22 protein-coding genes are annotated in these 19,459 nt (G+C 61.8%); 13 read left to right on the forward strand and 9 right to left on the reverse strand.

What is annotated here, in order from left to right; genetic code table 11:
• The 4 genes from ABSG20_RS20820 to maiA all read left to right on the forward strand — a co-directional run.
• On the forward strand, window positions 1-561 hold a 561-nt coding region (locus tag ABSG20_RS20820), incomplete at its 5' end, for an isocitrate/isopropylmalate family dehydrogenase (protein ID WP_423866397.1).
• The gene (locus tag ABSG20_RS20825; RefSeq protein WP_423866398.1) at window positions 561-824 is read left to right on the forward strand and encodes a hypothetical protein; all 264 of its coding nucleotides are present in this window, start codon (window positions 561-563) and stop codon (window positions 822-824) included. The genes ABSG20_RS20820 and ABSG20_RS20825, both read left to right, overlap by 1 nt.
• 53 nt (window positions 825-877) lie before the next feature.
• Window positions 878-1,006, forward strand: coding sequence for a hypothetical protein (locus tag ABSG20_RS20830; RefSeq protein ID WP_423866399.1), 129 nt, complete (start codon window positions 878-880; stop codon window positions 1,004-1,006).
• A gap of 183 nt (window positions 1,007-1,189) precedes the next feature.
• A complete protein-coding gene (gene maiA / locus ABSG20_RS20835) occupies window positions 1,190-1,846 on the forward strand; it encodes a maleylacetoacetate isomerase (RefSeq protein ID WP_423866400.1) in 657 nt (218 codons plus the stop codon).
• A 145-nt stretch (window positions 1,847-1,991) separates the two neighbouring features.
• Here maiA and ABSG20_RS20840 read toward each other — a convergent pair whose 3' ends face one another.
• From ABSG20_RS20840 to ABSG20_RS20850, 3 genes are all read right to left on the reverse strand, one after another.
• Window positions 1,992-3,065 (reverse strand): amidohydrolase family protein, encoded by a 1,074-nt coding sequence (locus ABSG20_RS20840; RefSeq protein WP_423866401.1) that lies wholly within the window; start codon window positions 3,063-3,065, stop codon window positions 1,992-1,994.
• 54 nt (window positions 3,066-3,119) lie between these two features.
• On the reverse strand, window positions 3,120-4,010 hold the full coding sequence (locus ABSG20_RS20845) for an NAD(P)-dependent oxidoreductase (RefSeq protein WP_423866402.1): 891 nt from the start codon (window positions 4,008-4,010) through the stop codon (window positions 3,120-3,122).
• Window positions 4,011-4,171: 161 nt separating this feature from the next.
• Window positions 4,172-5,086, reverse strand: coding sequence for an NAD(P)-dependent oxidoreductase (locus ABSG20_RS20850; RefSeq protein ID WP_423866403.1), 915 nt, complete (start codon window positions 5,084-5,086; stop codon window positions 4,172-4,174).
• A gap of 241 nt (window positions 5,087-5,327) precedes the next feature.
• Here ABSG20_RS20850 and ABSG20_RS20855 point away from each other — a divergent pair, with 241 nt between their 5' ends.
• From ABSG20_RS20855 to ABSG20_RS20870, 4 genes are all read left to right on the forward strand, one after another.
• The gene (locus ABSG20_RS20855) at window positions 5,328-6,284 is read left to right on the forward strand and encodes a glycoside hydrolase family 3 N-terminal domain-containing protein (protein WP_423866404.1); all 957 of its coding nucleotides are present in this window, start codon (window positions 5,328-5,330) and stop codon (window positions 6,282-6,284) included.
• A gap of 50 nt (window positions 6,285-6,334) precedes the next feature.
• Window positions 6,335-6,973 (forward strand): ankyrin repeat domain-containing protein, encoded by a 639-nt coding sequence (locus ABSG20_RS20860; RefSeq protein WP_423866405.1) that lies wholly within the window; start codon window positions 6,335-6,337, stop codon window positions 6,971-6,973.
• Between the two features lie 184 nt (window positions 6,974-7,157).
• Window positions 7,158-8,390, forward strand: a complete 1,233-nt coding sequence (locus tag ABSG20_RS20865; protein WP_423866406.1) for an acyl-CoA dehydrogenase family protein — start codon at window positions 7,158-7,160, stop codon at window positions 8,388-8,390.
• An 8-nt stretch (window positions 8,391-8,398) separates the two neighbouring features.
• Window positions 8,399-8,962 carry a flavin reductase family protein gene (locus tag ABSG20_RS20870; protein WP_423866407.1) on the forward strand — a complete coding sequence of 188 codons (564 nt, stop codon included), beginning with the start codon at window positions 8,399-8,401 and terminating at the stop codon, window positions 8,960-8,962.
• Here the strand turns inward: ABSG20_RS20870 and ABSG20_RS20875 are convergent.
• From ABSG20_RS20875 to ABSG20_RS20890, 4 genes are all read right to left on the reverse strand, one after another.
• Window positions 8,957-9,310, reverse strand: coding sequence for a hypothetical protein (locus ABSG20_RS20875; RefSeq protein WP_423866408.1), 354 nt, complete (start codon window positions 9,308-9,310; stop codon window positions 8,957-8,959). The two genes, ABSG20_RS20870 and ABSG20_RS20875, sit on opposite strands and share 6 nt — an antisense overlap.
• The gene (locus ABSG20_RS20880) at window positions 9,307-9,489 is read right to left on the reverse strand and encodes a hypothetical protein (protein ID WP_423866409.1); all 183 of its coding nucleotides are present in this window, start codon (window positions 9,487-9,489) and stop codon (window positions 9,307-9,309) included. The genes ABSG20_RS20875 and ABSG20_RS20880 overlap by 4 nt, the downstream gene beginning before the upstream one ends.
• A gap of 159 nt (window positions 9,490-9,648) precedes the next feature.
• Window positions 9,649-10,554: a polysaccharide deacetylase family protein gene (locus ABSG20_RS20885; protein ID WP_423866410.1), complete on the reverse strand. Its 906-nt coding sequence runs from the start codon at window positions 10,552-10,554 to the stop codon at window positions 9,649-9,651.
• Window positions 10,555-10,585: 31 nt separating this feature from the next.
• On the reverse strand, window positions 10,586-11,692 hold the full coding sequence (locus tag ABSG20_RS20890; RefSeq protein ID WP_423866411.1) for an LLM class flavin-dependent oxidoreductase: 1,107 nt from the start codon (window positions 11,690-11,692) through the stop codon (window positions 10,586-10,588).
• A 183-nt stretch (window positions 11,693-11,875) separates the two neighbouring features.
• Here ABSG20_RS20890 and ABSG20_RS20895 point away from each other — a divergent pair, with 183 nt between their 5' ends.
• The 5 genes from ABSG20_RS20895 to ABSG20_RS20915 all read left to right on the forward strand — a co-directional run bounded on the left by ABSG20_RS20895 (window position 11,876) and on the right by ABSG20_RS20915 (window position 17,316).
• On the forward strand, window positions 11,876-12,757 hold the full coding sequence (locus tag ABSG20_RS20895; protein ID WP_423866412.1) for an FAD binding domain-containing protein: 882 nt from the start codon (window positions 11,876-11,878) through the stop codon (window positions 12,755-12,757).
• A gap of 8 nt (window positions 12,758-12,765) precedes the next feature.
• On the forward strand, window positions 12,766-13,239 hold the full coding sequence (locus ABSG20_RS20900; protein WP_423866413.1) for a (2Fe-2S)-binding protein: 474 nt from the start codon (window positions 12,766-12,768) through the stop codon (window positions 13,237-13,239).
• A complete protein-coding gene (locus ABSG20_RS20905) occupies window positions 13,236-15,629 on the forward strand; it encodes a xanthine dehydrogenase family protein molybdopterin-binding subunit (RefSeq protein ID WP_423866414.1) in 2,394 nt (797 codons plus the stop codon). The genes ABSG20_RS20900 and ABSG20_RS20905 overlap by 4 nt, the downstream gene beginning before the upstream one ends.
• A 251-nt stretch (window positions 15,630-15,880) precedes the next feature.
• Window positions 15,881-16,045, forward strand: coding sequence for a Flp family type IVb pilin (locus ABSG20_RS20910; RefSeq protein ID WP_423866415.1), 165 nt, complete (start codon window positions 15,881-15,883; stop codon window positions 16,043-16,045).
• A 287-nt stretch (window positions 16,046-16,332) separates the two neighbouring features.
• On the forward strand, window positions 16,333-17,316 hold the full coding sequence (locus ABSG20_RS20915; RefSeq protein WP_423866416.1) for an ABC transporter substrate-binding protein: 984 nt from the start codon (window positions 16,333-16,335) through the stop codon (window positions 17,314-17,316).
• A gap of 174 nt (window positions 17,317-17,490) precedes the next feature.
• Here the strand turns inward: ABSG20_RS20915 and ABSG20_RS20920 are convergent, their stop codons facing one another.
• Together ABSG20_RS20920 and ABSG20_RS20925 are read right to left on the reverse strand one after the other, a co-directional pair.
• Entirely contained in the window at window positions 17,491-18,738 is a 1,248-nt protein-coding gene (locus tag ABSG20_RS20920; protein ID WP_423866417.1) for a type II toxin-antitoxin system HipA family toxin, read from the reverse strand.
• Window positions 18,735-19,067, reverse strand: a complete 333-nt coding sequence (locus ABSG20_RS20925; protein WP_423866418.1) for a hypothetical protein — start codon at window positions 19,065-19,067, stop codon at window positions 18,735-18,737. Before ABSG20_RS20925 ends, ABSG20_RS20920 begins: the two co-directional genes overlap by 4 nt.
• Between the last annotated feature and the right edge of the window lie 392 nt (window positions 19,068-19,459).

Genomic DNA, 19,459 nt, shown 5'->3' on the forward strand with positions numbered 1-19,459 from the left:
TCAGTAGACAAGGCCAATGTCCTGGAAACCAGCGTGCTGTGGCGGGAGGAAGTCATTGCCTTGCATGCGGCCGAATTTCCCGATGTCGAGTTGAGCCACCTCTATGTCGACAACGCCGCGATGCAGATCGTCCGGCAGCCGTCGCAGTTCGACGTGATGGTGACCGGCAATATATTCGGCGACATCCTCTCCGATTGCGCGGCCATGGCATCGGGCTCGCTCGGCATGCTGCCATCGGCCTCGCTTGGTCCGGTCGACCGCTTCGGACAGCGTAAGGCGCTATATGAGCCGGTACACGGCAGCGCGCCTGACATCGCGGGCAAGGGTATCGCCAACCCGCTCGGCTCCATTCTCAGCGTCGCCATGATGCTGCGCCTGACGCTCGATCGGCCCGATGATGCGCGGCTGCTGGAAAAAGCCGTCGATAGCGCCTTGGCGGCCGGCGCCAGGACGGCCGATATCGCCGAGCCCGGAGCCAAACGACTTTCAACGGAGGAAATGGGCGATGCGGTGCTGAACGCCCTCGACCATGTCGTCGGCAAGGAAAGGGTGCACGCGTGATGACCAGACATTTCACCCGGCGAGCGGCGCTGACGATCATCGCTGGCGGCGGTGCTGCCGTTGTCGGGGGCCGCTCGTGGGCCGAAGACAAGAGCGGCCGCGTCATCTATCCGGTGGCGGTTCCTGTCTATCAGACCCAATACGTGGCAGACCGAATGGGCTACTTCAAGGAAGCCGGGCTCGACTGCAAGCTGATCCAGGGTGGCAGCGGCGTCAAGACGCGCGAGATCAGCCTTCGTGACATGACCTCGGCGAGGCCCTGACCCTGGCCGACCGCATCATCCTGTTTTCGGCGTGGCCCGGCAGGATCAAGGACATGTTCGAGGTGGATCTTGCGCGGCCGCGCAATGCGGTGAGCGTGCGCGAGACGCCGCGCTATGCCGAACTGTTCCAGCATATCTGGCACTCGCTCGGAGAGGAATTCGTCAAGGGCCGCAAGCAATGACGGCGCAATGGCTGGTCGGATGGGAGTTTTGGCCGACGCATGGCCGATCGTCCAGATGCTGGTGGGCGTCGGCCTGTCGGCCTTGATCTGGCGCTTGCAGCGGTATCTGTTACGCTGGCAGTAGCACCATATGGCGGAGTAGGCCCCGGGATCGGCGCATCGCGCTTTGGAGAGGTTCTTGCCATGAGCATCCAGATCTATGGTTTCTGGCGGTCGATTGCTTCATTTCGGGTGCGGGTGGCACTCAGGCTCAAGGGATTGCCGTTCGAGGAAATTCCCATCGACATTCTTTCCGGTGAACAATTCGAGCCGGGATATGCAGCCGTCAATGCCGAGCGCGTGGTGCCGACCTTCATTCACGACGGCCACTCCATGTTCCAGTCGCTCGCCATCATCGAATATCTCGATGAACTTCAACCCGAGCCGCGGCTGCTGCCACAAGATGCCAGGGAGCGCGCCTACGCACGCTCGCTGGCGCTGGTCGCCGTTGCCGATTCCCATCCGCTGGTGGTGCCCCGCATCCGCCATCACCTCGCCAAGGCCTTCGGCGCCGATGCCGGAGCCATCGCCGAGTGGGCCAAGCACTGGACGGCCGAGGGGCTTGCGACCTATGAAAGGTTGTTCGCGCGCCGGCCGCCGGCGCCGTTTGCGGTGGGAACCGAGCCGGGGATTGCGGACATCTGCTTCGCCGGCCAGATTGTCGGCGCGCAGTTTTTCAAGGTTGAGCTGAATGTTTTTCCAACGGTGGTTCAGTTGGCCGACCGCTGCTTCGCGATACCGGCGTTCGCGACGTCCCATCCGTTCGAACAGCCGGGATTCAAGGCGGCAGGCGCGCACTGACCGCGTCGACCTTGGGCGAACGCGCCTGGATTTGTAGGGTGGGCAAAGCCATTGGCTCGCGCGAATGCGCGGGCCGATGGCGTGCCCACCATTTCGCGCGAGAGGTGGGCACGGCGCAAGGGCGCCTTTGCTCGCCCTCTAGCCATTAGACGTCAAGCCCGAGCACCCTGGCGGCATTGCCGCCGGCGATCTGCGCCAGCGTTACCTCGTCCATCCCATTCACCCCCGCGACATGTCCGATCGGATTATATTCGGCCATGTCGAAGGGGTAGTCGGTGCCCATCACGATCCGGTCCGGGCCGAACACGTCGATCAGATAGGCCAGCTGATGATAGGTGAAGACCACGGTGTCGAGATAGACTTGCCGCAGATAGGTGGTCGGCGGCAGCGGCAGGTCGCCGTGTGAATCCTTCCGCGCGCCCCAGGCGTGATCGATCCGGCCGGAATAGGCGGGAAGATAGCCGCCACCATGCACGGCCATCAGCTTCAGATCGGGAAAGCGCGCCAGCGTTCCGGAAAAGATCAAATTGTGCAGCGCGAGCGTCGTATCGAGCGGATTGCCGAGCACGTTGTTGAAATAATAATGGGTCAGGCGTTCGCCATGGGTGAATCCGTTCGGATGCATCATGATGAAGGCGCCGAGCTGCTCGGCCCTGGCGAAGAAAGGGCGGAATTTCGGGTTAGACAATTCCTGGCCATCGACGTTGGTGAGGATCTCGACGCCCTTCAGTTTCAGCTCACCCATGATGTAGTCGAGTTCGCGGACCGCAATTTCCGGCTCCTGCAGCGTTACCACGCCGAGCCCGGCAAAGCGGTCGGGCTTGCGCGCGCAATATTCCACCACGCCATCATTGGCGAGGCGGTGGGCGGCTTCGGCGATATTCGGATCGATCGAATAGTAACATTGTCCCGGCGCCGGCGCCACCACCTGGATGTCGATGCCCATTCTGTCGAGTTCGAACAGCCGGCGATCGATCGTGGTCATGACTTGGCGCACGTCGTTTTCCTGCTGGGCGTTGATTTCCCTGGTCGGGGCATCGGCAAAATGGGCCAGCGGAACTCGGCTGATGTCGACATGCGGCTGCGCCAGCGCGGCGGCCTGGGGAACCACGATATGGGCATGGATATCGATCGTAACGGAGGACGGACGCCGGGCGAGGCCGTCGGCGTCGTGGATTCGGGCGGCGGTGCGGCCATAGCGATTGCTGCGATCGATCATTTCAATTGACTCTGCTGTTAAAGTTGATTGTTCCGGTGTGGCGGTTCACGTCGGCTAGGCGTTGCCCTGGCGCCGGCTCCAACGGGTCGAAACCGCGGTTGCGTCGGCATCGCCCAACCCCGCCGCTTCGGCTTCTTCATAGCAGGCGAGCGCGCTGGCGGTGACGGGAAGTTCGGCATGAAGCGATGCGCCGAACTGAACCGCGCAGGCCAGATCCTTGGTCGCGGCATTGAGGCCGAACGCGGTTTCGCCGAGCGGCGCTCCACCCAACACCCTGGCAATAACGGGGCCGCGCCCTTTCATCGCGGCCGGCGCGCCGGAGGTGTCGGTCAGGATGTCGATCAGCCGGTCGGGTGGAAGATTGAGCGGCTTGCAGATCGTCAAGGCTTCGCCGAGCGCCTGCCAATAGACCAGGAGCGGCAGATTGACCGCAAGCTTCATCATCGAGCCCGCACCGAGGTCGCCGACATGTTCGATGCGCCGGCATAATTGTTCGAGAATCGGCATCGCTCGCGCCACATCCGCGTTGCTGCCGCCGACCAGGCCGAGCAGCTTTCCTTCCCTGGCCGGCGCGGTGCTGCCGCCGACCGGGCATTCGACGAACCCCGCGCCTTGCTGCAGCACCGGGCCGCCGTTCGATTTCATGCTGTCCGGCCGGATCGTGCTCATATCGATCATGAGCTTGCCGGAGAGCTTCGCTTTCAGAATGCCGTCCGGCGCCCGGTAGACGGCCTCGGTTGCGGCATCATTGAGCAGCATGACGATGACGACGTCGCAGCCCTCGACAAGCTCCGCAGGCGACGCGAACAGTTTCGCGCCGGCATCCACAAGCGGTTTTGTCTTCGCGGGATTTCGATTCCAGACCGCGATGTCGTGCCCGACCGCCATCATTCGCTGCGCGATCGCCGATCCCATTCGTCCTGTTCCGCATACGCCGATTTTCATGGCTTGACCTCCATTCGAGATTGGATTGTTCGCTCAGGGAGCATGAAAGACGCCGAGATTTTGCGCGATCAACTCTTCATTATCATGAACGGCACTGGCGTTGCCGGCAAACGTGCAGCGACCGACGATCCTCCCGGCACACCACAACCGATGACTAATTTTCATTCCTGTTGTTGGCTCGGTTTATCGGACGGAAGTGATCGATGATCAAGTATGTTCTTTTTCAGTACTTCGAACACCGCGGCCGTATCCTGGTCGCCTAGTCCCATCGCCATCGCTTCTGCGTAGACGGGCTGGGTCAGGGAAAACAACGGCGTCGTGCAGCCGACTTCATCGGCAAATGCGGCAATGATGGCCATGTCTTTTCTCCAGGTCGACATTTTCATGGTCGCTGGTTCGTAGAGGCCTTCGACCATCATCGGCGCCCGCATCTGAAACATCCGCGAACCGCCGGCGCCCGGGCCGACCATGTCGACCACCATTTTTGGATCGAGCCCGGCCCGCTGCGCGAGCATCATCGCCTCGGCTGTGGCGACGTTATGGATCGCGACCAGATGATTGGCGACGAACTTCATCCGGCTGCCATTGCCGAACCTTCCGAGATCGGCACTTTGCCTGGCGAAGTCGGCGAACAGGCCCATGCATTGTTCGATGGCATGGCTGTCGCCGCTGGCATAGACCACGAGGTCGCGATCTCTGGCCTGCGCGCCGGTTCCGCTCAGCGGGCAGTCCAGCGCGATATGGCCGGCGGCCTGCAGGATGGCTGCGAAGCGCAGCTTGTCGGCGATGGCAAGCGTACTGAGCTCAACCACGATTCGCGGCGGCACGTCGGACCCGGCGATGGCCTGCGCGACTTCCAGGGCGGCGGCCGGGCTGGGGAGGCTGGTCATGATGATGGGCGCGTCGCGCGCGACGTCAACGGCGTCCGCGGCGACCCCGACGTCGCCGCGTGCGAGCTCGGCTCGCCGGGCCGCGTCCGTGTCAAAGCCGATCACGCGCCATCCGCGATCGACCAGATTGAGCGCGATCGCGCCTCCCATGATGCCCAGGCCGATGATGCCAACGGTCTTGTCCATTTGATTTCTCCTGCCGTGCTCGCCCGCGCTGAGGGGCGGCACGATCGTATCATGGCTAACCGGTGATCAGGCAGTCAATCATCATCAAGCGGCTTGTCGCCGGGTAAGGCTGTGACGAAATTCAGGGATTGTTATGCAGAGATTGTGCAGATGCGAATATGCGCTCGCATCGGGAAAGCAAGTCTGGTACGCGCGACCAACCGCGAGACCTTCGCGCAGGCCCTCATGATCGCTCAGTCATATGATCAAGCAGTTCGGCATCCTTGCGCTCTGGCTTTCCGGGTTGGGGTTTGTGTTCGCCGGCGTCGACATCAACGAGCCCTATCTGATTTCGCTGCATGGTTTCGGGGTCGCGGGCCTGCTGAGTACGAGCCTCGCTGTTCTGATCGTCCTGATCGCGCGCGCCTGCCGGAATGGCCTGAACATTGCGGGCAGTTTGCTTTTCCTGCTGTGGTGTTTGCCTGCTCTGTCGATGCTATCAGCCGATATGGCGTTCGAAGTCCGCAAGCAAAATGTCCTGCAAACCGACCTGGTCCGGGCGCACAGCCTGGGTCAGCATTTCATCGTCGGTTATTCGTCTTTTGATGAAGTCCTGCCCCTGGTGCAGAAAGGCCTGATCGCAGGCATTTATATTACCCGGCACAATATCGCGGGACGGACGGCGGCGGCGCTGAAGTCCGAGATTTCGGCACTTCAGGACCAGCGGCGCATCGCGGGTCTGCCGCCCTTGATGGTCGCCGCCGATCAGGAGGGCGGTATCGTGTCGCATTTGTCGCCGCCGTTGACGGCGCTGCCTGCGTTATCCACCCTGGCGGGCCTGCCAGGCGCCATCAGGGCAGAAAGGGCGGAAGAGTTCGGGCGCAGCCAGGGGAAGCAATTGGCGGCGCTCGGCATCAATCAGGATTTTGCGCCGGTGCTGGACCTGCGGCCCAAGGCAAGCCACAACCGCTTCGACTTCAACACGCTGATCAGTCAGCGCGCCATATCTGACGATCCGGCCACGGTAGCCGAACTGGGGCTCGCTTATGTGCGCGGTCTCGATGCCTTCGGTGTGGGAGCAACGGTAAAGCATTTTCCTGCCTTCGGTGTGGGAGCAACGGTAAAGCATTTTCCTGCGCGACAGCGAGGTGCGGCTGAAGCGAACTTTCCCGGCGGATTAGGTAAGGGTGCCGTGGATGATCGGCCTCTAATGCATTAGCCTGTCGTCACGTGCTTGCGGCAGTGGCCTGCGAGTCAGCGAGGCGGAATATGAGGCCCACCAAAAGCCGGAATAACCCGTTCGGTGCGTTAATCCAGGCGATTGTCTTTGCAGATATTACAACTGCCAAGGAAATGCTTGCGGCTTCACCGAAGCTGGCTCTGGAACGCGCCGTCCATGGCGCAGCGCGTGAAACGGCGGAGGACAGCTTCTTCGAGGAGATTCTGCACCACCTGTATGAGGGTGATAGCGCTTTGCACATGGCGGCGGCGGCGTACCAAGCGGAGATTGCCATTGATCTGATTGCCAAAGGCGCCGACGTCCGCGCAAAGAATCGACGCGGTGCGGAGCCGCTCCATTACGCCAGCGATGGCGTGCCGGGCTCCCGCAGATGGGACCCGCCGGCCCAAGCGGCTACGATAGCAATCCTCGTGAAAGCCGGCGCCGATCCAAATGCAATCGACAAAAGTGGCGTTGCTCCGCTGCACCGTGCCGTGCGAACGCGCTGCGCTGCCGCCGTGGAGGCCCTAATTCAGGGCGGCGCAGATCCGTGTGCGAGAAACAAGAGCGGTTCGTCGCCATTGGTGCTGGCGAGCCAGAACACAGGTCGCGGGGGCTCTGGCTCGCCAGTGGCGCGAGCACAACAAGAAGAGATATTGCGCATCCTGCGCGCGCAGGGAGCAACCTGACCGATGTCTGTTCGCCGGCGACAGTCGGTGGTTCGGTCCGGGTTGTCGAAATGGCGGCCGGCCTAACCTGCGGCGGCGCGCCCCGGCCCTTGGGCCGTCTTGAACAATGCGCAATCAGGCGATAAACAACCAACTCAGCCTCGTCCGCATCAAGACCAGAACAAGGGCGAGCGTGGAAGCGCATATGGCAGGTGTCGGCCGGAAACAGAACGCAAGCCTGCCCTTTGGGCCGGATGCCGGCGACCGCGCTTATGCGGCCATGCTGGCGCGTGCCAGGGCGCTGGTTCCGCAGTTGCGCGATCGGGCTGCCCGAACCGAGGAGTTGCGGCGCCTGCCGCCGGAGACCGAGCGCGATTTGCACGATAGCGGGCTGTTCAGGATGGTGCAGCCGAAGCGCGTGGGCGGCTCCGAACTCGACTACGTCGCGCTGGTCGATTGCGCCGATGCAATTGGGCAGGCGGATGCGTCGGTGGCCTGGAACTTCGCCAATCTTGCCAGCCACCACTGGATGCTGGGCATGTTCGACAAGCGTGCCCAGGATCTGATCTGGGGCAAGGACGCCAATGTTTTGATTGCATCTTCCTTTATATTTCCTGCCGGCCGCGCCAGGAACGTCGATGGCGGCTATGTGTTGCGCGGCAGCTGGCCTTTCTCGTCGGGTGTCGATGCCTGCGAATGGAATATGCTGGCCAGCGTGGTTTCGTCCGATGACGAAGCCGATGGGATCGAATACCGGCTCTTTCTGCTCAACAAGAGGGACTACAAGATCAACGACACCTGGAACGCGGCGGGCCTGAGAGGAACGGGATCGAACGATGTCGAAGTCGACGACGCCTTCGTTGCCGCGCCGATGACGGTCGCGGTCAACGATCTCGCCGGTGGTCCGACGCCGGGCAGCGCCATCAACCCTAACGCGCTCTATATGCTGCCGGTGTTCTCGTTGTTTCCTTACGTGCTTTCCGGCGTCGCGCTCGGAAATGCGCAGGCTTGCCTGGACGACTATATCGAGGTCGCCCGACATCGCGCGTCAACCTATAATCGTACCAAACTGGGCGACCTGCAGAGCACGCAAATCAAGATCGCGGAGGCCTCCGCCAAGATCGATGCGGCCCGCCGGATCATGCGATCGAACTGCATCGAGGCCATGGCCGAGGCCAGGCGCGGCCTCTTTCCGGACATGGCCGCCAAGACCAGGCTACGGCGCGATGGCGCCTATTCCGTCAATCTCTGCACGGAAGCGGTATCGCTGTTGTTCGCGGCAAGCGGCGCGCGGGGCCTGTTCACGACGGCGGCGTTGCAGCGGCAGTTCCGCGATGCCCACGCCATCAACTCGCACCTTGCCTTCAACTTCGATGCGGCTGGCACCAATTACGGCCGCGTTGCGCTCGGCCTGCCGTCCGAAAACCTGACGCTGTGAGCCGGCCGATGACCGGGGCGCCCAAGCATCCGACCGATCCGGCCAACGAGTTGGCCAGCGACAACACGGCGATCGATCCGCGGGATTTTCGCAATGCGCTCGGCACCTATGCCACCGGCGTCACCATCATCACGGCGGCTGCGGCCGACGGCAGGCCCTATGGCCTGACCTGCAATTCGTTTGCTTCGGTGTCGCTGAATCCGCCGCTGGTGCTGTGGAGCCTCGGGATATATTCGCAAAGTCTAGGCGTCTTTCAGAATGCCAGCCATTTTGCGGTCCACGTGCTCGGCGCTTCGCAGCTGACGCTGGCGAGCAAATTCGCCAAATCCTCGGAAGACAAGTTCGCCGGCCTCGAATGCACGCCGGGCCTTGGCAATGCGCCGCTGCTCGGCAACTGCGTCGCCAGCTTTCAATGCCGCGCCGTCAATCGATATTATGGCGGCGACCACGTCATCTTCCTGGGCGCCGTCGAGGCTTATGCGTATAACCGGCAGGAGCCGCTATTGTTTGCACACGGCAGTTATGGCCGGTTTCTAGCGGCGGACGACGTCGCCGCGATCGAGAAGTCATAACCATGCCGTGAATGCACGCACCAAGTGGGAAAATGTCCAAAGCACAAACAATAGAGAGACGGCATACTGCGGGAGGGCGCCGAAGTATAGAACGATCTCGAAGCCCTGTTTGGTCATCTGGCGTAATTTTTTTGACAGAAAATACAAGCCAACGAACCACGGGAAAGACAACCAAACCATCGCTCGGCTTACCGCGGATGCCGAAACGCCGTTGGCGACGAACCAGAATGAAACGGCGAGCGCAATCGCTGATGCCGCAAACAACACAAAACCATCGATCCAATAGGTATCATTGCCCACATATTTGATGTGGAGACCTGCTTCGCTCGCGCGTTCGTCAGTCTTCATACTTCGTCCTCTTCCTCGCCGTCATTATCTTCGCCGCGCAAATGCTTGACGATGGCAGCGATGATATCGATACTAACCCAAACGCCGAAACCTGACAAAAGCAGCAATATTCCGTAAGTATCGACAACGTGAAGATAGCCAGCCGCCTCGTCGGTGGGCTCGAATAACCTTCCGATCACGTAACGCACCAAGTAAATACAAGCCGCCAAAAAGATAAACACGGTTGTGTGATGGAATATAAGGCGCGCAAGTGCTGCCAGTTCCCCAAACAGGAATTCAAAGACTGGATCCAGCCAATTTCGCCTGCGCCTCGGCAGGTAAGTTCCCCCAACTCGACTTTATCCCTGATTTTGTCCCCTGTCTCCATCTCTGGTGGTTGAAAGCGCCGACCGGTACCAATCGCCGATTTCGCTCGCCGTCATCAGCGCCACGCCGTCATGGGAGATGACATAATCGAGCAGCGCTTCCAGATATTTGATGCGGTGCGGGACCCCGGTAATATAGGGATGGATCGAGATCGCCATGATCCGCGCATTGCTTGCGCCCTCCAGGTACAGGCGGTCGAACTGATCGCTGCAGCGCTTCAGGAATTGCTCGGAAGGCAGATGCTGCAGCGCGTGGATGACGATATCGTTGGTCTCGACCGAGTATGGTATGGTCGTGACGGTGCCGTGAGGTGTCGCGATATCCTGCGGAAGGTCGTCGATCACCCAGTCGGCGACATATTCGATGCCGTTGAGGCGGAGGAGATCGAGGGTTTCGTCGGTCTCCGTCAGGCCCGGGCTTTCCCACGATCGCGGCGGTTTGCCGGTGAATTCAGCGATTGTTTCGACCGCCCGCCGGATCGTGCCGGCCTGGTCGTCGAGCCGGTGCATCGGGCCCTGAACGAAGCCATGGCCCATGAATTCAAAGCCGGCCTCGCGCGCGGCGGAGGCGACGCGGGGGTAGCTGGCGCAGACGCTGGCATTCAATGCCAGCGTGACCTTCATGTTTCGGTCGGTCAGCGCCTTGAACTGCCGCCAGAAGCCGGCGCGCATGCCGTATTCGTGCCAGGACCAGTTGGGCACGTCCGGCAGCAGCGGTTGTCCCATCGGCGGGCTCAGCACGGTGCGCGGCATCGCGTTCTCGATCCGCCACTCCTCGACATTGAGGATGACCCATACCGCCAGCTTCTTGCCATCCGGCAGCTTGAGTCTCGGCCGGTCGATTTGGGCCTGATAGGGAATCCGATCGGTCAGAACCACGACAAGCCCCCTCCGGAGTGTTTGCCGCTGATTATTCCGCGGCGCTGGATTGTTTCGACGTGCCCGCATTGACCCGCGGCATGACTTGTTCAGCCATCAGTATCATCGACTGACGTCCGAGCTCGCGGTCTTTCCAGTCCTTGCCCGCATATAACAGCGTGCCGAACGCGCCAACTTCGTCCTGGAAGGCCAGCAACTGATCCGCGACGCTGTCGGGCGTGCCGTAGATGATCAGTCTGTCGCAGACCATCTCCAGCGTCACTTCATCGTCAGGCTGATCGCGGCGGGTCTTGAACAGCTCGATGCGGCCATTCCTCTTCAGCTTGGTGAACAGCGAGCGATAATAATAGACGTAAGGCCCATTGGGATCGGTGGCGTAGGCTTTCGCGGTCGCCGCGTCCTTGGCAACGAAGACGCTTTTGGCGACGCGCCAATTGGCGGAATCGGCGGCGCGGCCGCCGCGCTCGCAGCCTTCGACATATCGCGGCCAGTGGCTCTTGACCCAGGCCGGCATCAAAAAGTTCGCGGAAATCGGATCCCAGCCGCGCGCGGCGGCTTCGGTGACGCCCTTTGAAAATGGGGCCACGGCGGTTACGACAATGGGAGGATGCGGCCGCTGCAGCGGCCGGGCAATATATCCCTGACCGATCTCCGGGATCAGGGTCTTTTGCGTCGAGATGTTCCAGTATTTTCCCTGCAAATCGTAAGGCGGCTCGCCGGCCCAGATGGCAAGAACCTGATTGATCGCTTCAAGAAACATCTCGTTGCGGTTGGCGTCGAGATTGCCGAACAGCTCCGCGTCCGACAAAAGACCGCCGGGGCTGATGCCTAAAATCAGACGGCCATCGAGCATGTGGTCGAGCATTGCCACGCTGGCCGCGATCGTTGCCGGATGGGTGTTCGGCATATTGATCGTACCGGTGCCCAGCCTGATCTGCTTTGTGGCGGCGGCGATCCACGCCAGGAACGCGATGCAGGAGTTGATATTCTCGGCCTGGTCGGTGACGTGTTCGCCAACATAGGCCTCGGTAAAGCCCAGTTCGTCGGCCAGCAGGAAAGCTTCGCGGTCTTCTCGCAGCGAGCGCTGCCAATCCTTGCCGAGCGGGTGGATCGGCATGGTAAAGAAACCCAGGTTCATGGCCAGCTGCTCCCGAAGCCGATTTGGCGAAACCAAAGCGTGCGTCGTTGGTGAAACCATGACAAGTCCAAAAATCGAACGTTCGCTAGGAATAAGCGCCCGGTAAACCAACTTGACCTTTGCGGGTCGCCCCCGTCTAATCCCGAAGAACGCGCGAGAACCGGCTGAGGAGGTCACAAATCGATGAAAGCCTCGGCTTTCGACTATGCACGGCCAACCAGCGTCGCGAATGCGCTGCAGTTGCTGGTTGCGCACGGGGACAAGGCCAGAGTGCTATCGGGTGGCCAGAGCCTGATGCCGGCGATGAACTTGCGTTTGATCTCTCCCGACGTGATCGTCGACATCGGCGATCTCAGCGAGTTGCGCGGCATATCGCTGAGCGGCGATCGGCTCAGCATCGGGGCGCTGACCCGCCATGTCGATCTGCTGCAATCTCCCGAGATCGCCGCCCAGGCGCCGTTGCTGACGCAAGCGGTCGCCCATGTCGCGCATCCCGCCGTTCGCAACCGAGGCACTATCGGCGGCAGCCTCGCTCACGCCGACCCCGCCTCCGAACTGCCCGCCTGCATGGTCGCGCTCGACGCCACCATCATCGTTCGCGGGCCGGCCGGCGAGCGGCGGATCGCAGCGGAAGAGTTTTTCACTGGCACCTATCAGACGGCATTGTCGCCGCAGGAATTATTGATATCGGTTGAATTGCCGCTACCGCGGGAAAACGCCGCTTGCTTCTTTCAGGAATTTGCAAGGCGGCATGGCGACTACGCCATCGCAGGCGTGGCGGCGCAGGCGACCCTGCAAGAGGGTGGTTTCTCCGACCTTCGCATGGTCTTCTTTGCCGTCGGCGATCGGCCTGTGCTGGCAAAGTCGGCGAACAGGCTCGTCAATGTCGCGATCAATCCTTTGGTGTTGTCGGATGCGTCGAGGGCGCTGGGCGAGGAGCTCGATCCCCAGGACGATCAGCAGGCGTCGGCTGCGATGCGCCGGCATCTGGCAAAAATATTGCTGGCGCGATGCGTCGGCGTGCTGCTTGGCCGTCCCGTTCCGAATGCCAGCGAACCGGTGTGACCACGGCGATGCGGATCTTGCTTGATGTCAACGGCGCGCGCGTCGAGGCGGATGTTCTGCCCCGGGTCAATCTGGCAGATTTCCTGCGGGAACATCTCGAGCTGACGGGAACCCATGTCGGTTGCGAGCACGGGGTTTGCGGCGCGTGCACGGTGCGCGTGAACGGGGAGATCGTACGATCCTGCCTGATGCTGGCGGTGCAGGCCCACGGCGCATCGGTCCAGACCATCGAAGGGCTATCCGACAGCGGCGAGATATCAGATCTGCAGGCTGCCTTTCGCGACCGCAATGCGCTGCAATGCGGCTTCTGTACGCCGGGGATGCTGATGGCCGCGCAGGATTTGCTGCAACAGCAGGAGCTGCCGGATCGGCAGCGGATACGCCAGCATCTTTCCGGCAATTACTGCCGCTGCACCGGTTATCAGGCCATCATCGATGCGGTCGAGAGCACGGCGCGGGCGCGCGCCGGGCACGCGCCATGACCGCCGCATCGACAAATCTTGGTACCCTGTCGGTATTGGATCGGCCGAACTCCTATATCGGCAAGGTGGTGCCGCGGCCGAACCTCGATCGGCTGATGCAGGGACGCGGACTTTACGTCAGCGACATCGAACTGCCGCGGATGGCGCATGTGGTGTTCCTGCGTTCGCCCCACGCCCATGCCAGGATCATGGCGATCGATGCCACTGCGGCGCGGCGCATGGCTGGCGTCATCGCCATCGTCGCAGGCGCAGAGCTTGCGACCGTCATCACGCCCTGGGTGGGCGTGCTCTCGCATCTGAAGGGCCTCAAATCCGCGCCGCAGCATGCGATCGCGATCGACCGCGCCTGCTGGCAGGGCGAGGCCGTGGCGGCCATCGTGGCGACCAGCCGCGCCGTGGCGGAAGATGCGGCTGAACTGGTCAGCGTTGACTACGAAGAACTGCCCGTTGTGACGGATATGCGCACCGCGCTCGATCCGCAAACCCCGGTCATTCATCCTTCGCTCGGCGACAACCTCGCCTTCGAGCGCAACCTCGATGCCGGCGCCGTCGATGCGGCATTTGCCGGCTCCGACGAGGTGGTGGAAGCAGAATTCATTTTTGGCCGGCATACCGGCGTGACGTTGGAGCCGCGCGCGGTCGTGGCCGACTGGAATGCCGCCGAGGCGAGGCTGACCATCTACCAGGGCACCCAGGCGCCGCATATGGTGCAGAATATCGCGGCGCTGCATCTTGGGCTCGAGGAGTCCGCTGTTCGCGTGGTCTGCAAGGATGTCGGCGGCTCGTTCGGCATCAAGGTCCACATCTACGCCGACGAAATGGCGACCTACGCGCTGTCGAAACTTCTGCGACGGCCGGTCAAATTCGTCGCTGACCGGTTCGAAAGTTTCAATACCGACATTCATGCCCGCGATCATCGCTGCTGGGGGCGGATCGGTGTCAAGCGCGACGGAACCATCATGGCCTTCGAGATCGACGACCTCACCGGGATCGGGCCCTATTCGATGTATCCGCGCACCAGCGCCATTGAAGCCAACCAGGTCGTCAATCTGGTCGGCGGCCCCTATGCGACGAAAAATTATCGCGCGCGGGCTCGCGTCGTGTTCCAGAACAAGAACGTCATGTGCCAGTATCGCGCGGTCGGCCACCCGATCGCCTGTTCGGTAACGGAAGGCCTGGTCGATCTGGCGGCAGCAAAAATCGGGATCGACCCGGTGGAAATCCGCCGCCGCAACTTGATTGCCGATGACGCGTACCCCTGCGCCTCGCCCTCCGGCCTGCGATTCGAGCTGTTGTCGCATCACGCCGCGCTCAACAAACTCGTTGACATGATGGACTACGACGCGCTGCGCTCCGACCAGGCGGCCTTGCGCAAAAAGGGCATCCATCGCGGCATAGGCATCGCCAGTTTCATCGAAGTCACCAATCCCAGCGCCGCGTTCTACGGCGTCGGTGGCGCGCGCATCTCCTCGCAGGATGGCGTCGCCGTGCGGCTGGACGCCACCGGCTCGGTGATTTGCCAGACCAGCATCACCGAGCAGGGGCAGGGCTCGGAATCGCTTACGGCACAAATCGTCGGCAGCGTGATGGGCGTCTCGATGGAGCGCGTCCGCGTCATCCTGGGCGATACCGACAACACCCCCTATGGCGGCGGCACCTGGGCCTCGCGCGGCGCCGGCATCGGCGGCGAGGCCGCGCTTCAGGCGGCCAAGATACTGCGCCGGAACGTGCTGGATGTCGCCGCTGCCATCCTGCAATCCTCGCCGGCCGAACTCGATGTCGTCGATAATGCCATCGTCAACGCCAGCGATGGATTGCTGCGCATCGAGCTGCGCGAGCTGGCCCGCATCGTCTATTTCCGCCCCGACACGCTGCCGCCAGGTATTCAGCCTGAACTGATGGCGACGCGTCATTTCGTGCCGCGCCAGTATCCGTTCGCCTTCACCAACGGCGTTCAGGCTTCTTGGCTCGAAGTCGATACCGACACGGGTTTTGTCAAGCTGCTCAGGCATTGGGTGGTCGAGGACTGCGGCACGATCATCAATCCCCAGCTGGTCGACGAGCAAATCCGCGGTGGCGTCGTGCAGGGCCTGGGTGCTGCGCTGTTCGAGCAGTGCATTTATGATGAGCGCGGTCAGCTGACCAACGCCAACATGGCCGACTATCTGGTCCCGATGTCCGGTGAAATGCCCGACATCGACGTCGGGCACGTGGTGTCCCCGACGTCGGAGACGGAGTTGGGCGCCAAGGGCGCGGGAGAAGCCGGAACGGCGGGCGCCGCGGCGGCGGTGGCCAACGCAGTCAATGACGCGCTCAGGCCGTTCGGCGCTGTCATGACCGAGATTCCGTTGACGCCACGGCTGATTCTCGCCGCGCTTCGGCGAATTTGAACGGGAATGCCATCCAAATCGAATGGAGGTGACGATTCGGCCATCTGCGCCAAGGCTCGCGGCGTGAATATGGTCATCCGCGCAGATTCGTTTTCTTTCCCGGATAAACTTCCGTTCGCGCGCTCATTTCTGGGTACAACTACCGCCTTTTCACCAGCCGTTCACTACCTTGGCTTCGAAAAACTTAACACCTGCATTCCACAGTTTGGACATAGAACCCGCTGGGTTCGCTTATCGCTCTAGGAGGTACAGTGAAGAAGTCTTTTGCAAAGTTTTGGGCTGACGAGTCCGGCGCCACCGCGATTGAGTACGGCCTGATTGCCGCCGGCATCAGCCTCGCAATTATCGCCGCGGTCAACGGACTCGGCACCACGCTCAATGCCAAGTTCACGTCGATCAATACGTCGTTGAAATAAACCTGCAAGCCATTGGCTTGAGGTTGTTTCGGGGTGGGCTGGGAGGTCGAGAAAATGCCGTTCTCAGCGGCACTTGCGGGCCCGTCCGCAGATTTGCGGACGGGTTTTCGTATTTGGTTCACGGCTTCTGCTTCCCCAACTGCCGCCACGCCGTTTCTCCCCCTTGCCGGGATGGCCTCGCGCCGAGGCGGGCCCCGATGGCTTGCCTGATTATTTGAACCATGAAAGGCTTGGCCAACGGAATTTGGTGCTGGCGCCGACCGGCACCCGACCAGTGGAGCGGGTGGATGCGAATCTCTTCGAAGTGGATCCTGGCGGCCGGGGCGGTGGCTGCCATCTTGGCGAGCATGAACGCGTCTTACGCGCAGCAGACGATCCATGTCGGCTGGACTATTCCCGCCGAGGAATCGAAATACTGGATGATGCGCCGGCCCGCGGAATTTCCCGATATCGGCAAGACCTACAACATCGAATGGACCCAGTTCCAGGGCACCGCGCCGATGACGCAGGCGCTGGCCGCCGGCGCGCTCGACTGCGCGACGCAGGCGCCGCTGTCGCTGGCCAACGGCGTGGTCGGCGGCAACCTCAAGGCCTACATCGTGGCCCAGCACGTGTTCGAAAAGCCCGGCGGCTTCTCGGTCTACTGGGCGGTCAAGGACGATTCACCGATCAAGACCATCGCCGATCTCAAGGGCAAGACGGTCGGCATCTCGGTGATCGGCGGCGGCACCGAGGGGCCATTCGACATGCTCCTGAAGCAGAACGGGGTCGATCCGAAAAAGGACATCAAACTGGTCGAAGTGGGCTTCGCCGTTTCCGAAGACGCGCTGCGTCAGGGCCGCGTCGATGCCGTCAACATGAACCAGCCTTTTGCCGCGCGCGCCGAGGCCAAGGGCGGCATCCGCAAGCTGTTTTCGCTGTCGGAGGAAATGCCCAATATCGTCCACATTCTTGAGGCCTGCCGCGCCGACTTCGTCGACAAGAATCCGGAACTGGCCAGGGCCTATGTCCGCGATATCACCTCCGCCATGAAAAAGGCGCTGGCCAACCGCGAGGAGACGCTCAAGGTCGTCTCCGAGGTGCTGAAAGCCCCGATCCCGGTGCTGGACACCTATCTGCTCAAGGACAATGATTTCGGCCGCGACCCTGGTGCTGCGCCGAACTTTCCGGCAATCCAGAAGATGCTCGACATCTACCATGACGCGGGAATGCTGCCGAAGATGGACGTCGCCCAGTTCAAGCACCCGACCATCGTCGCGCCGTTGCAGTAATTGGGTGCAGCACATAGCCGAAAAGTTCGTCCGGCCTTTCAGCATAGACACCGCCCGTGTTGGCCCCCACCCCAACCCTCCCCCGCGCGAAAGAGCGCGGGAGAGGGAGTGCAGCATCGCAAGCTTCGATATGATCAGAACTTCGGAAACGCTGGTCTAGTTCGAAGTCTCCTGTCATCCGGCATTGGCTTGTTCGGTATCGGCATGGTCGAAGGCGCTCGCCATGCGTTCTATTTCAGCAGCGGCGAGGCCAAGCCCGGCAGCGGTTTCGCGCCAGTGTGCAACGGCCGCCCCGACCTCGCGCACGATGCTTTTGGCCTTGTCGGATTTGACCCCGAAATGTGGCGCAACCTGAAAGGCGAGATCGAGCGAAGCGGTTCCGTCCACTTCGTCGATCGCCGTCGTCAGAATGCGGGGTTTGATATCGACCGGAACGGGATTCATGTCGTAGGCGGGCGACAAGCGCCAGCCAGCGGTTTCGTAAAGAAAGCCATGGTTGCGCAAGTGGTCGTCGCTGTTCGAAATCAGGATGCTGAAGACGATCCGCCGCCAGAGTTGCGCGCAATCGTCGTCGGCCTTGGCGCCATGCTGGCGCAAGGCGTCGGCGATTTCCATGTAGCTGTGAGGCTCGTTGTCGGCGGCATTCAGCAGGCTCATCGCCGACAGGAACGGGATGCGCTCGTTGCCGAGACGGTCGAACCGGCGCAGTAACAGCACGTCGCGATCGGCAATCTTCTCGACGCGCCAGTCTGGCGTCGGGATACCGGCTCGCCCCGCAAGCTTGAGCGCGAGCGCCTCCCACAAGCTGACGCGGTACAAGTCGCCATGTTGAGGAAACTTGGCGATGGCGAGTTGCCCATCCTTATCGACAACCGAAGCCTTCGGACGCGCACCGCCGAGCGACGAGCCCGGAGCAAGGAGCAAGCGGAGATCGTCGTCGCTGCCGCCATCTTCGCTCATGCGCATCGCAGCGCCGAGCAGCGCCGGCAGTTGGATCAGCGGCGGAATCTGGACGCCCGTGGCAAGGAACGGGCCGCCTTCGGTTTCGTTGAAGCGCAGCGCGCCCTGCCGGGCAATATCTCCGACGCCGAGCAGGAAATCGGCTTCGAGCAGCGTGCGCGGCGTACGTTTTTCTTCGCGCGCCTTGCGGCGTTCGTCGCGTTGGATCAGCCCGCGGCCCCACCGATCCGGCGCGGAGTCGCCAATCGCGCCGATGATCAAACGGCCAGCTACCGCGTGATGCGGGCCCTTGCCGAGCGTCAGGGCCGGTTCAAGCGCGAAGCGAAGCGGGTTATCAAGCCAGCCCGCATCGTATTCGAACGTCGCGCTTTCCTTGCCCTTGCGGCTACGCGCCCAGAGCCGGCCAACGAGGTGCGGCGTGCCTTTGAGATCGACGTGGACAAGGAGGCTGCGGTCAGTCAAGCCGGTTTCCTCCGCGCGATGCCCTTCGGGCGGACGCGCTTCGGCAGACGGCCCTCTTCAAGTTGCAGACCAACATCATCAGCGCGGCTATCGGCAAGATCGGCAAGGCGCGGCGTGAGCCCGAGCACGAACATCACGGTAGCGTAGATGCCGAGCGATACGCCGGGATCACCCCGCTCGACCTTGCGCAGTGTCATGCGGGTGATGAAGGCGCGCTCCGCCATCGTCGTCGTCGTGATGCGACGCCTGATGCGCGCGCTGTGGATGTCCTGGCCGACCTTGGCTAGGGCGCGCTTGACAGGTAGCGGCAAAGGCGGCGTTGATCGCATTGGGATCATCCATCTAATGGCTATTTTTATAGCCAAAATGCCGTTTAATGTAAATGAAAATAGCCATTATATGAGCAGGAAATTGAATTTTCAAGAGAATTTGCATGGTTGCCCACCCGCCCTTACCGGCGGGATCGCGCCTGCGAGCGACCGCCAACCTACTTTGCATGGGGTTGTTTTCGATATTTTTTTGGTTCGCCACCGGCATCCCTGGACGAAACGGGCGGTTGGTCACCTCTCCGGGATTTATGCAGCATGGTCCGGCCGACCTGTGCCAAGATCAAAACCATGACGAAATTCCGATCCCGCGTCACCACCGATGGCCTTGATCGCGCCCCGCACCGCGCCTTCATGCGCGCGATGGGGCTTGACGACGAGGCGCTGGCGAAGCC

The sequence above is a fragment of the Bradyrhizobium sp. genome (assembly GCF_049512235.1).
GTDB lineage: Bacteria > Pseudomonadota > Alphaproteobacteria > Rhizobiales > Xanthobacteraceae > Bradyrhizobium.